Annotated in this window: 14 protein-coding genes; 5 read left to right on the plus strand and 9 right to left on the minus strand. The window is 71.5% G+C overall.

The window, feature by feature from the left end:
* Nucleotides 1-369 precede the first annotated feature (369 nt).
* The 3 genes from ACFY2Z_RS09185 (at nt 370) to ACFY2Z_RS09195 (ending at nt 2,103) form a co-directional block, all read left to right on the plus strand.
* Nucleotides 370-1,260: an NAD(P)-dependent oxidoreductase gene (locus ACFY2Z_RS09185; RefSeq protein WP_390743797.1), complete on the plus strand. Its 891-nt coding sequence runs from the start codon at nt 370-372 to the stop codon at nt 1,258-1,260.
* A gap of 58 nt (nt 1,261-1,318) precedes the next feature.
* On the plus strand, nt 1,319-1,735 hold the full coding sequence (locus ACFY2Z_RS09190) for a PPOX class F420-dependent oxidoreductase (protein WP_390743544.1): 417 nt from the start codon (nt 1,319-1,321) through the stop codon (nt 1,733-1,735).
* A gap of 92 nt (nt 1,736-1,827) precedes the next feature.
* Complete coding sequence (locus ACFY2Z_RS09195) at nt 1,828-2,103, plus strand: DUF1876 domain-containing protein (protein WP_355917258.1); 276 nt, start codon at nt 1,828-1,830, stop codon at nt 2,101-2,103.
* Between the two features lie 96 nt (nt 2,104-2,199).
* Here the strand turns inward: ACFY2Z_RS09195 and ACFY2Z_RS09200 are convergent, their stop codons facing one another.
* From ACFY2Z_RS09200 to ACFY2Z_RS09225, 6 genes are all read right to left on the minus strand, one after another.
* Nucleotides 2,200-3,357, minus strand: a complete 1,158-nt coding sequence (locus ACFY2Z_RS09200) for a serine hydrolase domain-containing protein (RefSeq protein WP_390743798.1) — start codon at nt 3,355-3,357, stop codon at nt 2,200-2,202.
* Between the two features lie 90 nt (nt 3,358-3,447).
* A complete protein-coding gene (locus ACFY2Z_RS09205; RefSeq protein ID WP_390743545.1) occupies nt 3,448-3,894 on the minus strand; it encodes an organic hydroperoxide resistance protein in 447 nt (148 codons plus the stop codon).
* A 193-nt stretch (nt 3,895-4,087) separates the two neighbouring features.
* A complete protein-coding gene (locus tag ACFY2Z_RS09210) occupies nt 4,088-4,555 on the minus strand; it encodes a MarR family winged helix-turn-helix transcriptional regulator (protein WP_390743546.1) in 468 nt (155 codons plus the stop codon).
* A 10-nt stretch (nt 4,556-4,565) separates the two neighbouring features.
* Nucleotides 4,566-5,333, minus strand: coding sequence for an energy-coupling factor ABC transporter ATP-binding protein (locus ACFY2Z_RS09215; protein WP_390743547.1), 768 nt, complete (start codon nt 5,331-5,333; stop codon nt 4,566-4,568).
* Nucleotides 5,321-6,085, minus strand: a complete 765-nt coding sequence (cbiQ, locus tag ACFY2Z_RS09220; RefSeq protein ID WP_390743548.1) for a cobalt ECF transporter T component CbiQ — start codon at nt 6,083-6,085, stop codon at nt 5,321-5,323. Before cbiQ ends, ACFY2Z_RS09215 begins: the two co-directional genes overlap by 13 nt.
* Before the next feature lies 1 nt (nt 6,086).
* Complete coding sequence (locus ACFY2Z_RS09225; RefSeq protein WP_390743549.1) at nt 6,087-7,148, minus strand: energy-coupling factor ABC transporter permease; 1,062 nt, start codon at nt 7,146-7,148, stop codon at nt 6,087-6,089.
* 160 nt (nt 7,149-7,308) lie between these two features.
* Between ACFY2Z_RS09225 and ACFY2Z_RS09230 the strand changes: the two genes are divergently transcribed.
* The gene (locus ACFY2Z_RS09230; RefSeq protein ID WP_311695550.1) at nt 7,309-7,653 is read left to right on the plus strand and encodes an SsgA family sporulation/cell division regulator; all 345 of its coding nucleotides are present in this window, start codon (nt 7,309-7,311) and stop codon (nt 7,651-7,653) included.
* Nucleotides 7,654-7,786: 133 nt separating this feature from the next.
* On the opposite strand, the gene ACFY2Z_RS09235 is transcribed toward ACFY2Z_RS09230, so the two are convergent.
* Both ACFY2Z_RS09235 and ACFY2Z_RS09240 read right to left on the minus strand, forming a co-directional pair.
* Nucleotides 7,787-10,012 carry an MMPL family transporter gene (locus ACFY2Z_RS09235; protein ID WP_390743550.1) on the minus strand — a complete coding sequence of 742 codons (2,226 nt, stop codon included), beginning with the start codon at nt 10,010-10,012 and terminating at the stop codon, nt 7,787-7,789.
* A gap of 116 nt (nt 10,013-10,128) precedes the next feature.
* Entirely contained in the window at nt 10,129-10,728 is a 600-nt protein-coding gene (locus ACFY2Z_RS09240) for a TetR/AcrR family transcriptional regulator (protein WP_390743551.1), read from the minus strand.
* Nucleotides 10,729-11,050: 322 nt separating this feature from the next.
* Between ACFY2Z_RS09240 and ACFY2Z_RS09245 the strand changes: the two genes are divergently transcribed.
* On the plus strand, nt 11,051-14,503 hold the full coding sequence (locus ACFY2Z_RS09245) for a S41 family peptidase (protein WP_390743552.1): 3,453 nt from the start codon (nt 11,051-11,053) through the stop codon (nt 14,501-14,503).
* 67 nt (nt 14,504-14,570) lie between these two features.
* Here ACFY2Z_RS09245 and ACFY2Z_RS09250 read toward each other — a convergent pair whose 3' ends face one another.
* The gene (locus ACFY2Z_RS09250; RefSeq protein ID WP_390743553.1) at nt 14,571-14,801 is read right to left on the minus strand and encodes a hypothetical protein; all 231 of its coding nucleotides are present in this window, start codon (nt 14,799-14,801) and stop codon (nt 14,571-14,573) included.
* Between the last annotated feature and the right edge of the window lie 11 nt (nt 14,802-14,812).

Genomic DNA, 14,812 nt, shown 5'->3' on the forward strand with positions numbered 1-14,812 from the left:
CGCTTACGGCCTTGGGCCACCGTCCGCACCTTGCGGATCTGGAACTCCATCGCACCCCTTGGGCTGGGGTGTTGCGACGACTCCTAGAACTCAAGGTCACCGCCGGCCAGGGGCCTCTTCTCGTCCTCGGGCCGGGCCCTCACCAGGAACCGGAGCGGTGGTTTCCGATGGTCGGCATCCCTGCCGTCGACGCGTCGCCGAGTGGCGGCGGCACACACCGCGTCCGACGATGCAGCCAGCGGGCTGTCTGCTCGCAACGGCCTTCGGGGCTGGCCCGCCGGGCTTGTGCGGGTCACCGCCGGGAAGGTTCACGGTTGAACTAACATGCCGAGCCGCAGTGTCGACCGTATGGATCAGGAAGTTGAGGTCATGACCGACAAGCTCACCGTGAGTGTCCTGGGCACCGGGATCATGGGGGCCGCGATGGCCCGCAACATCGCCCGCGCCGGACACACCGTCCGCGCCTGGAACCGGACCCGCGCCAAGGCCGAACCGCTGGCCGCCGACGGCACGCAGGTCGTCGACACGCCCGCCGAGGCCGTGCAGGGCGCGGATGTCGTCCTGACCATGCTCTACGACGGCCCCGCGGTCCTTCAGGTGATGCGCGAGGCCGCCCCCGCCCTGCGCCCCGGCGCCGTCTGGGCCCAGTCGACGACGGTGGGCCTCGACTCCGTCGGCGAGCTGGCCGGCTTCGCCCGGGAGCACGGACTGGTGTTCTACGACGCCCCGGTGCTCGGCACCCGCCAGCCCGCGGAGGCCGGACAGCTGACCGTGCTGGCCGCGGGCCCCGCCGAGGGCCGGGACACGGTCGCGCCCGTCTTCGAGGCGGTCGGCGCCCGCACGATGTGGATCGGCGAGAACGGTGCCGAGGCCGGTGCCACCCGTCTGAAGCTGGTGACCAACAGCTGGGTGCTCGCGGTGACCGCGGCGGGCGGTGAGGTGCTGGCGCTGGCCCGGGCCCTGGACGTGGACCCGGGGAACTTCTTCGATCTCGTCGGCGGCGGCCCGCTCGACATGGGCTATCTCCGCGCCAAGGCCGAGATGATCCTCGGTGGCAAGCTCACCCCGGCCAGTTTCGCGGTGACGACCGCGGAGAAGGACGCCCGCCTGATCGTGCGGGCCGGGGAGAGCAACGGCGTCCGCCTCGACGTGGCCGCCGCGACCGCCGAGCGGATGCGGCGCGCGGCCGAGCAGGGGCACGCGGACGAGGACATGGCCGCCGCCTACTTCGCCAGTTTCGACGACGCCCCCCGTTCCTGACCGCGGCCCCCTCCCCCGACCTCAGCCCCGTCCCTGTCCCCGAAGCCGAGGAGTCCCCATGTCCAAGCCGCCCCTTCCCGCCGAGGCCGTCGAACTGCTGCGACGCCCCAACCCCGGCGTCATCGCCACCCTGCGCTCGGACGGCGCGCCCGTCTCCACCCCCACCTGGTATCTGTGGGACGACGGCCGCGTGCTCGTCAACATGGACGAGGGGCGGGTCCGGCTGAGGCATCTGCGCCGGGACCCGCGCGTCAGCCTCACCGTCCTCGCCGAGCGCGACTGGTACACGCACGTCACCCTCGTCGGCCGGGTCACGGAGATGTACGACGACGAGGGCCTCACCGACATCGACCGCGTCTCCCGGCACTACATCGGCAAGCCCTACCCGAGGCGGGACCGAGGCCGCGTCAGTGCCTGGATCGAGGTCGACCGGTGGCACGGCTGGGGCGAGTTGAAGGACAACGATCAGGCGTGAGCCGGTGCCGGCGCGGTGCCGGACCCGCTCAGACCGTGCGTCCGAGGGCGAGGAGGAGCACTCTGGAATCAGCGGTTCCGGAGGTGATCGTCATGATGCACACCGCAGTCGGATGGCATGTGGAGCTGGAATTCGAGGAAGATGACGAGCGGACGCGGGCGGCGGCACTCGTGCGGCTTCCCGACGGGAACGAGGTACGGTCCCGCGGGTACGCCAGCCGCCACCACACCGACTCCAATCAGCCCCGGGTCGGGGAGGAGATCGCGGGGGCACGCGCGCTGAACGAGCTGGCGATGCAGCTTCTCACCAAGGCGCACGAGGAGATCGACGAGGCGTCGGGCAGGACCTCCCGCCCACTGACGCACTGAATCCCCGGGCGATGCCCGTACGCGACCACGCGTCCGGGCATCGCCGCACTCGGTCCCGCGCCCGCCCCGGCCCGCCGTCTACGCCGTCTGGGCCATCTACGCCAGCGACGTGCGCACCGCGCGGACCAGCGCCTGGGCCCTCGGGTCCGCCGTGACGCTCTTGCGGAAGCCGTTGGTGACGTAGCCGAAGGCGATGCCCGACTCCGGATCCGCGAAGCCGAGCGCCCCGCCGCGGCCCGGGTGGCCGAAGGAACCGGGTCCGAGCAACGGGGACGCGCTGCCGTGCAGCATGTAGCCGAGGCCGAAGCGGGTGGTGACCACCAGCACCCGGTCGGGGCCCGCCGACGCCTCCGCGCGGGCCCGTTCCCTCGTCTCGGGTGCGAACAACCGTGTCCCGTCGACCCCGCCGTTCAGCGCCGCGTAGAAGCGCGCGAGAGCGTCCGCCGTCGCCACGCCGTTCGACGCGGGCAGGACCGCCGCGCGATAGGCGGGGTCGTTCTCGTCGGGCTGCGGGGTGATGGCGGCGAAGGCACGGCAGGTGAGGCTGCCGGGGTCGGCGTACGCCTCGGCGACCGCGCGCTTGGGGCGGGCGCGCAGCGCGCCGTCCTGCGCCGGTGCCTCCACGGGACCCACCCGCCCCACCCGGTGCGCCTGCGCCTCGGGCAGGCCCACCCACAGGTCCAGGCCCAACGGCCCGGCGATCTCGGCGGCGATCCACTCGCCGATCGAACGGCCGGTGGTCCGCCGCACCAGCTCACCCGTCAGCCAGCTGTACGTCTGCGCGTGGTAGCCGTGGTCCGTGCCGGGCTCCCAGGCGGGCGCCTGCGCGGCCAGTACGGCGGCGGCGAGATCGGGGTCGGCGGCCTCGGCGGGCGTGAGCGTCCGGTCGAGCGCCGGTACCCCGGCGCGGTGCGCCAGCACATGCCGCACCAGCGCATGCTCCTTGCCCCGGGCCTTGAACTCCGGCCAGTAGGCGCCGATCGGCGCGTCCAGGTCCAGTTCCCCGCGTTCGGCCAGCATCAGCAGGACGGCCGCGGCGACGCCCTTGGTGGCCGAGCGCACGATCTGCGCGGTGCCCCGCTCCCAGGGCCGCGTCCCGTCGACGTCCCGGGTGCCGCCCCACAGGTCCACGACCTTGCGCCCGTCGCGGTACACGGCCACGGCCGCCCCGCGCTCCCCCAGCGTCTCGAAGTTCCGTACGAACGCGTCCCTGACCGGCTCGAAGCCCTCGGCCACCACGCCGTTCACGTCCACGCCCACGTCCGCACGCCCTTCACTGGTTCACTCGCCTGCGACAGTCAGTGAAACAAGGGCGTGCGGCCTTCGATTCCTCGCCCCCAGTTGTCAGCCCAGCACAATCGAGACGTCGATGTTGCCGCGGGTGGCGTTCGAGTACGGGCAGACCTCATGGGCCTCGTCCACGAGCCGCGCGGCGACCTCCTGGTCGAGTACGGGCAGCGAGACGCTGAGCGCGACCGCGAGCCCGTAGCCGCGCCGCTTGTTGGGGCCGATGCCGACCTTGGCGGCGACCGTCGAGCCGGACAGGTCGTAGCCCGCGCGGTTGCCGACGAGGATCAGCGCGTTGTGGAAGCAGGCGCTGTAGCCCGCCGCGAACAGCTGCTCGGGATTGGTGCCGTTGCCGTCGCCGCCCAGCTGCGGCGGCATCGCGACCCTCAGCTCGATCTGCCCGTCCTGGCTGGTGACATAGCCGTCCCGGCCGCCGTGCGCGGTGGCCTCCGCGACGTACATGATCTTCGTAGGGCGGGTGTCGACGGCGGCACCTTCGATCACGGCAGGACCTCCCCCAGAGCGGGAACAGCGATGGGCAACACAAGTGTGTGCAAGTACATCGTGCACAAGGTAACTCGTCGGTAGGCAGCCCGCGTACGCAGGGGGCGGGATACGTCACACGCCGCGGAACCGGGCGCGCCGAGGCCCGGGGCAGCCCGCGGGGAAAGCCCTGGCGAAAGCCCAGAACGCCGGGTCAGCGGGCGCGGCCCGCGGCGTTCTCCGCCCTCTCCGCCAGCCGCCACAGCTCCTCACGCAGCCGGACCACGTCACGGTCGCCGAGTCCGGACGCCCTCTGAAGCGCGCCGGGCACGGGCTGGGCGCGCTCCTTGAGCTGTTCGCCGCGCCCGGTGAGGGCGACGAGCACCGAGCGCTCGTCGCGTGCCGAGCGCTCACGCCGTACCAGACCCGCCGCCTGAAGCCGCTTGAGCAGCGGGGACACGGTGCCGTAGTCGAGCCGCAGGGCCCCGGCCAGCTCCTTGATCGTGGTCTGGCCGCGCTCCCAGAGCACCAGCAGCACCAGGTACTGGGGGTAGGTGAGTCCGAGTTCGTCGAGGAGCGGACGGTACGCGGCCGTGACCGCGCGCTGTGCCGCGTACAGCGCGAAGCACAGCTGTTCGTCCAGCAGCAACGAGCCCTCGCTCCGATCGCCCTCGTTCGTCATCCGCCCATTGTCACGGACGGCCCGCGCCCGTCGGGACGGTTCGGGGATCGAAACCGAAGGGCAGCTCCAGCCGGTGGGCGGCCATGAGCGCGTCGTCGGCGAGCAGCTCGCCCGTCCGGCCGTCCGCCGCGATCACGCCCTCGCTGAGGATCAGGGAGCGCGGGCACAGCTCCAGCGCGTACGGCAGGTCGTGCGTGACCATGAGGACCGTGACGTCCAACGCCCGCAGGATGTCGGCGAGTTCGCGCCGCGAGGCGGGGTCGAGGTTCGACGACGGCTCGTCCAGGACGAGGATCTCCGGCTCCATGGCGAGGACCGTCGCCACCGCCACCCGGCGGCGCTGGCCGAAGGAGAGGTGGTGCGGCGGGCGGTCCTTGAAGTCCGCCATGCCGACCCGCGCGAGGGCCCGGTCGACACGGGCGTCGAGCTCCGCGCCCTTCAGCCCGGCCGTCGCGGGCCCGAAGGCCACGTCCTCGCGGACCGTGGGCATGAAGAGCTGGTCGTCCGGGTCCTGGAAGACGATGCCGACCTTGCGGCGGATCTCGGCCATGTGCCGCTTGCCGACGGACAGCCCGGCGACCGTCACCGAGCCCGCGCCGGCGGTCAGGATGCCGTTGAGGTGCAGGACGAGCGTGGTCTTCCCGGCGCCGTTCGGCCCGAGCAGCGCGACCCGCTCGCCGCGCGCGATCGAGAAGTCGACGCCGAAGAGGGCCTGGTGCCCGTCGGGGTACGCGAAGGCCAGTCCGGCCACTTCCAGTGAAGGCGTCACAGGGTCCATCCCAGCAGGCAGACGACGAGGGCGGCGGAGGGCAGGGCGAGGGCGCGGGACCACTGGGCGCGGGACGCGGTCACCTCGTCGATGACCGGCATGGACCCGGCGTAGCCACGGCTGACCATCGCCAGATGCACACGTTCACCGCGCTCGTAGGAGCGGATGAACAGCGCCCCCGCGGACTTGGCGAGCACTCCCCAGTGCCGCACGCCCCTCGCCTCGAAGCCGCGCGACTCCCGGGCGATCCGCATCCGCCGCATCTCGTCGGTGATCACATCGCCGTAGCGGATCATGAAGGACGCGATCTGCACGAGGAGCGGCGGGAGTCTGAGCCGCTGCAGCCCGAGGAGCAGTTCGCGCAGTTCGGTGGTGGCGGCGAGCAGCACGGAGGCCGCGACGCCGAGGGTGCCCTTGGCCAGCACGTTCCAGGCGCCCCACAGACCGCTGACGCTCAGCGAGAGACCGAGGACATGCACGCGCTCACCCTCGGCCACGAACGGCATGAGCACGGCGAAGGCGACGAACGGGATCTCGATCAGCAGCCGCCGCAGCAGGAACCCGGCGGGGACCCGGGCCGCCCGGGCGACCAGGCCGAGCAGCACGGCGTACAGCGCGAACGCCCAGCCGGCCTCGCACGGCGTGGACACCACGACCACCACGAACGCGAAGACGGCGGCGAGCTTGGTGTGCGGCGGCAGCGCGTGCACGGGCGAGTGCGCGCGCAGGTAGAGCCGGTGAGTTCCCCCATCGGCCCCCATGTCAGCCGGCCTCGGCGGGTTCGCCGCGGCGGCGCCTGCGGACCACCCGGAAGACCGCGCTGCCCGCGACGGCGGTGACCCCGACACCGATCACGCCTGCGAGGCCGCCGGAGAGCCGGGCGTCGCCGACGTCCTTGACGGAGTAGTCGGCGAGCGGGGAGTCGGCGCTCGCGTGCCGCTCGGCCTTCTGGTCGATGCCGTGGTCGGCGGCCACCTTCTCCAGGCCGTCGGGGCTGGCGGAGGCGTAGAAGCTGACGAAGCCGGCGAGGACGAGGGAGACCACCAGACCGGAGATCCACAGGCCGCGGTGGCGGGGGTACCGCCAGGTCCGAGCGGAGCCGAGAGCCTGGGGGACGGCGGGTGCGGCGGCGGGCGCGTCGACCAGTTCGCCGCCGACCCGCAGCTTGAGGCGCCGCCCCAGGCCCCGGGCCCCGTGCACGAGGTCGGGCCGTACGGCGATTACCGCGCCGACCGTGAGGGCGGTGATGACGGCCTCGCCGATGCCGATGAGGACGTGGACCCCGATCATCGCGGTGGCGACCTTGCCGATCGAGACATCGGTGGAGCCGCCGACCGCGTAGATCAGCGTGAAGGCCACGGAGGCGGCCGGGACGGAGACGAGGGCCGCGACGAAGGAGGCGACGGTGACCGAGCGGCGGGTGCCGGGCAGGATCCGGACCAGCCCGCGGAAGACGGCGTAGGCGACCACCGTCGTCACGAGGGCCATGTCGGTGATGTTGACGCCCAGGGCGGTGAGGCCGCCGTCGGCGAACAGGACGCCCTGCATGAGCAGGACGACGGAGACACACAGGATGCCGGTGAACGGCCCCACCAGGATGGCCGCGAGCGCCCCGCCGAGCAGATGACCGCTGGTGCCGGCGGCGACCGGGAAGTTCAGCATCTGCACGGCGAAGATGAAGGCGGCCACCAGGCCGGCCAGGGGAGCGGTCCGTTCGTCGAGTTCGCGCCGGGCGCCCCTGAGGCTCACCGCGAGGGCACCTGCGGCGAGGACGCCGGTCGCGGCGGAAGTGGGCGCGTTGATGAATCCGTCGGGCACATGCACGCTCGGAGGATACCCACTTATTGCGAATATATTGCAAGAGCTTGGGTAGGGCTGAAGCCATTGACAGGCGACAAGTGCCGCTTTTGTCCCGTTATGCAACATTGGAGAGGAAGCGGATGCGCAGATTCTGCTCAGGTGACTCAGCGTGAGGAGCGGTCCGATGTCCGTGGTGGAACAGTACGCACGAGCCCATGTGGTCACCGACTCCCCGGAAGCGCCGGACGCGGTCCCCGTGATCCTCCGCTACGACCCGGACCAGGACCCCCGCTCCGTCCATGTCGGTCTCCCCGGCCCCCATGAGTGGGCCTTCTCCCGCGACCTCCTGGAGAAGGGCCTGCGCGCCCCGGCGGGCCGCGGCGACGTCCGCATCTGGCCGTGCGGCCGCGTCCAGGCGGTGATGGAGCTGCACTCGGCGCGAGGGGTCGAGGTGGTCCAGTTCGAGTCCAAGGAACTGGTGCACTTCCTGCAACGGACCTATCTGGCGGGCACCACCTCGGTCCGCTGAACAGACCCGTCACCGGCAGGGCTGAAGAGACCGGCGCCGAACGCCGCTTCGGCGTACGCGACAGGGCACCCCACCCGGCGGTGGGGCGCCCTGTTCGTGTCCGGAGGCCGGTGGCCCCTTCAGGATCGGATGCTCAGACCCGCACCAGCTCGCGGTCCTGGTCCGTGTCCGGGTCCCGGCGGTCGGCGTCGGCCCGGGTGCGCAGTCCCTCGCCCTCGACGTCCACGTTGGGCAGAACACGGTCCAGCCACTTCGGCAGCCACCAGGCCCTGCGGCCGAGGAGCGCCAGGACCGCCGGGACGAGCGCCATCCGGACCACGAACGCGTCGAAGAAGACCGCGATCGCGAGGCCGAAGCCGATCATCTTGATCATCGACTCGCTGGAGCCGATGAAACCGGAGAAGACGGCGATCATGATGACCGCGGCCGCGGTGACGACCCGGGCGCCGTACTTGAAGCCGGTCACGATCGCCTGCCCGGGAGTCTCCCCGTGGACGTAGGCCTCCCGCATCCGGGTCACCAGGAAGACCTCGTAGTCCATCGCCAGACCGAAGACCACGCCCACCATGAAGATCGGCATCATCGACATGATCGGGCCGGTCTCCTCGACGCCCATCAGGCTGGACAGCCAGCCCCACTGGAAGACCGCGACCACCGCGCCGACCGCCGCCGTCACCGAGAGCAGGAAGCCGAGCGCCGCCTTCAGCGGGACCAGGATCGAGCGGAAGACCACGATCAGGAGGAGGAAGGCGAGACCCACCACCAGCGCCAGATACGGCAGCAGGGCGTCGTTCAGCCTCTGCGAGACGTCGATGTTCATCGCCGTCGTGCCCGTGACCAGCAGCTTCGCGTCGGTGTCCGCCTTGATGCCGGCGCCCGCGTCCCGGATGCCGTGCACCAGGTCCTCCGTGGTGGTGGAGGACGGCTTCGAGCCGGGGATCACGGTGATCATCGCGGTGTCACCGGACTTGTTGAACGTCGCCGGCGCCACCGTGACGACGTCCTTCATGGCCTTGATGTCGTCGGTCACCTGGGTGACAGCCGACTTGGGGTGGTCGCTCGCCTTCGCGTCGACCACGACCATCAGCGGCCCGTTGAAGCCGGGGCCGAATCCCTCGGAGAGCAGGTCGTACGCCCGGCGCTGCGTGGTGGACGTCGGCTGCGAACCGTCGTCCGGCAGCCCCAGCTGGAGCTTGGACGCGGGCACGGCCGCGGCGCCGAGCGCCACGACACCCAGCAGCAGGACGGCGAGCGGACGGCGGACGACGAAGCTCGCCCAGCGTGTGCCCATGTTCGGGCGGTCCTGGCGGGCGGCGGCCCGGCCCCCGCCCAGCAGCTTGCTCTTCTCGCCCGCCGGCTTGACCTTGCGGCCCGCGTAGCCCAGCAGCGCCGGGATCATCGTCAGCGCGATCAGGACCGCGATGGCGACCGTGCCCGCCGCGGCGACACCCATCTTCGTCAGCATCGGGATGTTGACGACGGCCAGACCCACCAGGGCGATCACCACCGTCAGACCCGCGAAGACCACCGCCGAACCCGCCGTGCCGACCGCGCGGCCCGCCGCCTCCTCGCGCTCGCGGCCCTCGGCCAGCTCCGCGCGATAGCGGGAGACGATGAACAGCGCGTAGTCGATGCCGACCGCGAGGCCGATCATCATTGCCAGCGTGGAGGTCGTCGAACCCAGGTTCAGGGCGCTCGCCAGGGCGGTGATCGTGGAGACGCCGATGCCGACGCCGATCAGGGCGGTCAGCAGGGGCAGTCCGGCCGCGACCAGCGAGCCGAAGGTGATGACGAGGACGACCGCGGCGACCGCGATGCCGATGACCTCTGTCGCACCGGTCTCCGGTGCGGCCTGCAGCGCGTCACCGCCGACCTCGACGGTCAGGCCGCCGTTCCGCGCGCCCTGCGCGGCCTGCTTCAGGGCGTCCTTGGAGGCGTCCTTCAGCTCCATGCCGGAGACGTTGTACTTCACCTGGGCGTAGGCGATGGTGCCGTCCTTGCTGACGGCGTGTGCGACGAACGGGTCGGCTACGGAGACGACCTCGGAACCGTCGCGCAGGTCCCTGACGGCCTTCTCGACGACCGCCTTGTTGGCCTTCGCCGTCACCTTCTCGCCGCCCGGCGCCTTGAAGACGACGCGTGCGGTCGCCCCGTCGGCGCTCATCCCGGGGAAGCGCTGCTCCAGCAGGTCGAAGGCCTTCTGGGCCTCGGTGCCGGGGATGGAGAAGGAGGAGGAGCCCGCTACGGGGGCGCTGGCGGCGCCGACACCCGCCAGCGTCAGCAGCGCCACCCAGATCAGGGCGACGAAATGCCGACGCCGGAAGGCGAGTCGGCCTAGTCGATAGAGAAACGTGGCCACGAGGACGTACTCCCGGTCAGGTCGTGGGGTGTTCAGGGCAGGGGTGATCAGCCCGACGACGTGAGCGGTGACGTCAGTTGGGGGCTAACTGGGGGGACTGGTCAGGTGAGGTCCGGTCAGGTGGTGGGCACACCGAGGGCGGGGAGGACCACGGCGTCGAGGTACGACGTGAGGAAGGCCTTGGTCGGCGGCTGATTCTCGATCAGCGCGCGGGTGACGAAGCCACCGACGAGCATGTGCACCAGGAAGTCCAGCGCGGGGCAGTCCGGACGGATCTCACCCCGGTCGACGGCACGCCGCAGCACCTGCTGGAACGCCGTCATCTCGGGTTCGATCAACTGCTCCCGGAACGCCTGGCGCAGATCGTCGTTGTGGTGCATCGCCATGGCGACGCCCCGCATCAGGGCCGAGTTCTGCTCCATCGTGCAGTCGTCCTCCAGCGCCACCAGGGCGTGCAGGTCGCCGCGGAGCGAACCGGTGTCGATCTCGCCGAGGCGGCTCGGCTTGCCGTGCCGGAGGGCCTTGACGACCAGTTCGGCCTTTCCGCCCCACTGGCGGTAGAGAGTGGCCTTGCTGGACCGGGTGCGGGTGGCCACGGCGTCCATGGTCAGGGCGTCGTAGCCGACTTCCCGGAGCAGTTCGAGCACGGCCTCGTACAGCTCGGCCTCGCGCTCGGGGGTGATCCGACTGCGCCGCGCCGTCGCGATCTCAGTCATGCGGCTCACCTTCCTGCTCCGCGTCCGAAGCGGCAGCGCTTCGAACGACACGGTTTCGTACCACCACGAAGATACCCCGCCTCGCGAACGAAACGAAACCGTTTCGTACGTGTCCTGTATCACGGGCCCGCCGCTCAACCGATGCGCCGTCGGGGCGCGCGGTCAGGGGCGCGCGAGGAATCCGTGAGCGCTCGGCGTGAGAGGCGCGCAGGGGCCGTGGGCACTCGCAGGGCGCACGCCCGGGCATCGTCAGGGCGCGCGCCGCGACCACCTGAACGGCCCACAAGTTGCCGCAGCCCGTCGGCAGGAAAAACATGAGTAGGTGAGCGACACGAGCGACGTGCACGAGAACGCCCCCGGCTACCTGCGCTTCCCGCACCTGCACGGCGACCGGCTCTGCTTCGTCGCCGAGGACGACCTGTGGGTGGCCCCGCTGGAGGGGGCGGGCCGGGCCTGGCGGCTGACCGTCGACCGCACGAAGATCGGTCATCCCCGCTTCTCGCCCGACGGCCACCGCATCGCGTACACGAGCTGGCGCAGTCTGGTCCCGGAGATCCACCTGGCCCCGGTGGACGGCGGTCCCAGCCGCCGGCTCACCTACTGGGGCAACTCCGACACCCGGGTCTGCGGCTGGACACCCCCCGAGCCGGACGGCCACTCCGACATCCTCGCCGTCGCCTCGCACGGCGAGCCCTTCGCCCATTTCAGCTGGGCCTACAAGGTCCCCACCGACGGCGACCCGGGCGGCAAGCTCCCCTGGGGCCCGGTCTCCGACATCGCCGTCGCCGATGTGGCGGGCGAACACATGACCCTGCTGCTCACCGGCGCCGCACCCCATGAACCGGTGTCCTGGAAGCGCTACCGGGGCGGCGCGACGGGCCGGCTCTGGCTGCACGGGCGGCGGCTGCTCGCCGATCTCGACGGCCATCTCGACTCCCCGATGTTCGTGGGCGGACGGATCGCGTTCCTCTCCGACCACGAGGGCATCGGAAACCTGTACTCGTGTGCCTACGACGGCTCGGACCTGCGCCGCCACACCGACCACGACGCGTTCTACGCCCGGCACGCGTCCAGCGACGGTACGCGGGTGGTGTACCAGTGCGCGGGCGACCTGTGGATCGTCGACGACCTGTCCCCCGACTCGGTCCCCCACCGCCTGGAGATACGTCTGGGCGGGCCGCGCGCGGGGCGCCGCAAGTACCAGGTGCCGGCCACCCAGCACGTGGACGGCATCGCGGTCGACGAGACCGGGCGGGCCAGCGCGGTCGTCGTCCGCGGCAGCCTGTACTGGCTCACCCACCGCGACGGCCCCGCCCGTACGATCACGGACACCCCCGGCGTCCGGGTACGGCTGCCGGAGATGCTGGGCGACTCCGGGCAGGTCGCCTATGTCACCGACGCGGAGGGCGACGACGCGATCGAGATCGTGTATCTGCCGCGGGCCTCCGGCGACCGCGCACCGCGCCGGCTGGCCTGCGGACAACTGGGCCGGGTCCACGAGATGGTGGCGGACCCGCAGGGCGAGCGGCTCGCGATCTCCTCCAACGACGGCCGGCTGCTGCTCGTCGACACGGCGGATCCGGAGGCGGAGGCCGGCGGGACGACGGACGCCTCGGAAGCCCCGGAAGCCGGAAACACCGAAGACGCCGAAGACGCCGAGCAGACAGACGAGGCCCAGGGTGCCGAAGAGGCCGGGAAAGCCGAAGCAGCACAGGAAGCCGAAGAGGACGCCGCGCCGCAAGAGCCCGTAGCAGTCACGGGCGGCACGGTCACCGAGCTGGTCCGGTCGGTCAACGGCCCGGTGCGGGACCTGGCGTTCTCCCCGGACGGGGCCTGGCTGACCTGGTCGCACCCGTGGATCGGCCGGTCGCTGAGGCAGATCAAGCTGGCGCGGATCCAAGACCGGCTGGTCGTCGACGTCACCAACGGCCGCTTCGAGGACGAGAATCCGGTCTTCACCCGCGACGGCCGCTATCTGGCGTTCCTGTCCTGGCGCGGCTTCGACCCGGTGTACGACGTGCACACCGGGGACCTGTCGTTCCCGCTCGGCTGCCGCCCGTATCTGGTTCCGCTGTCCTCGGCGATCCCCTCCCCCTTCGCGCTGAACCCGGAGGGGCGTCCCGCGGCCGGCGGACTCGACCCGCTGGAGGAAGAGGAGGGCGACGGGGTGGTGACCGTCGAGGTCGAGGGCCTGGCGAGCCGGGTGACGCCGTTCCCGGTCCCGGCGTCGAAGTACTCCTCGCTGTACCCGGTCGCGGGCGGGGGCCTGGTCTGGATGCGCTGGCCGATCTCGGGCGCGCTCGGCGAGACGTTCCTGAACCCGGACGACACCTCCGGCCGACCCACCCTGGAGCACTTCACCATCAGCAAGGCGAAGAAGTCCGAACTCGTCGGACATCTGGACTGGTACGCGGTGAGCGGGGACGGGACGCGGCTGGTGGTCGTCGACGAGGGCGAACTGCGTGCGGTCCCCTCCACCGAGCCCGGCGACAGCGACACGACGGTCTGGATCGACGCACGCCGGATCATGCACGAGGTGGACCCCGGGGCGGAGTGGCGGCAGGCGTACGCGGAGGCGGGCCGGATCATCCGGGCGTACTTCTGGGAGCCGGACATGTGCGGGATCGACTGGGACGCGATCCTGCAGCAGTACCGTCCGCTGGTCGAAAGGGTCGCCTCCCCCGACGACTTCGCGGATCTGCTGCGCGAGGTACTGGGCGAGCTGGGCACGTCCCACGCCTATGTGTCACCGGCCCGGCGCAACGAGGGTCCGGCGCACTACCAGCGCTTCCAGGGGCTGCTCGGCGCCAACTTCGTGCGCCGTGACGGCCATTGGGTGGTGAAGAGGATCCTGCCGGGCGAGTCCTCGGACTCCAAGGCGCGCTCGCCGCTGGCGGGCATGGGGATCCGGGAGGGGGCCGTGCTGACCCATGTGGACGGGCGGCCGGTGGATCCGCTGACGGGACCGTATCCGCTGCTGGCGGGCGCGGGCGGCACGACGGTCGAGCTGACTTTCCGGCCGGCCGAGGGCGCGGGACGGCCGCGCAGGGTCGCCGTGATCCCGCTGATCGACGAACGGCCGTTGCGCTATCAGGACTGGGTGGCCAAACGCCGCAAGGTGGTGCGCGAGTTGAGCGGCGGCCGCTGCGGCTATCTGCACATCCCCGACATGGGCGGATCGGGCTGGGCGCAGTTCAACCGGGATCTGCGGATGGAGGTCTCGCTGCCGGCGCTGATCGTGGACGTACGGGGCAACGCGGGCGGCCACATCAGCGAACTGGTCATCGAGAAGCTGACGCGCAAGATCCTGGGGTGGGACCTGACCCGCAACGCCCAGCCGGTGTCGTACACCTCGAACGCGCCGCGCGGGCCGATCGTGGCGCTGGCCGACGAGGCCACGGCTTCCGACGGCGACATGATCACGGCCGCGATCAAGCAGCTGAAACTCGGCCCGGTCGTGGGCCAGCGCACCTGGGGCGGGGTGGTGGGCATGACGGGCCGCCACCGCCTGGGCGACGGCACGGTGATCACGGTCCCGATGAACGCGGCCTGGTTCAACGCGTACGGCTGGTCGGTCGAGAACCACGGTGTCGCCCCCGACCTGGAGATCCTGCGCACCCCGCTGGACTGGGCGGAGGGCCGGCACAGGCAGCTGAGCGACGCGGTGGAACTGGCCCTGGAGCTGCTGCACACCCAACCGGCGGCCGAACCGCCGGACTACAGCGACGTCCCGGACCGGACGCGCCCGAAACTGCCGCCACGGACGAAGGGTTAGCAGCGCGCCGACGTGGGGCGCCCTCCGGAGGGGACGCCCCACGTCGGTGCCAAGGCCGGGCGGCCGGCTACATGTCGTAGTCCTGGTTGAAGCGGTCCTCCGCCTCGTCCTGGAGCCGTCGCGTGTCCTCTTCGCGCTGCCGGCCGCGCTCCTGAGCCTGCTGGCCACGCTCCCGCGCCTGCTGGCCGCGCTCCTGAGCCTGCTGGCCACGCTGCTGCGCCTGCTGCTTGCCCTGCTGCGCCTTCTGCTTGGCCTGCTGCTTCATCTGCTCGGCCTTGTCCTGGAACTGGTCCTTCATGCCCATGAGGG

The sequence above is a fragment of the Streptomyces sp. NPDC001222 genome (assembly GCF_042896945.1).
Lineage (GTDB): Bacteria > Actinomycetota > Actinomycetes > Streptomycetales > Streptomycetaceae > Streptomyces > Streptomyces gibsoniae.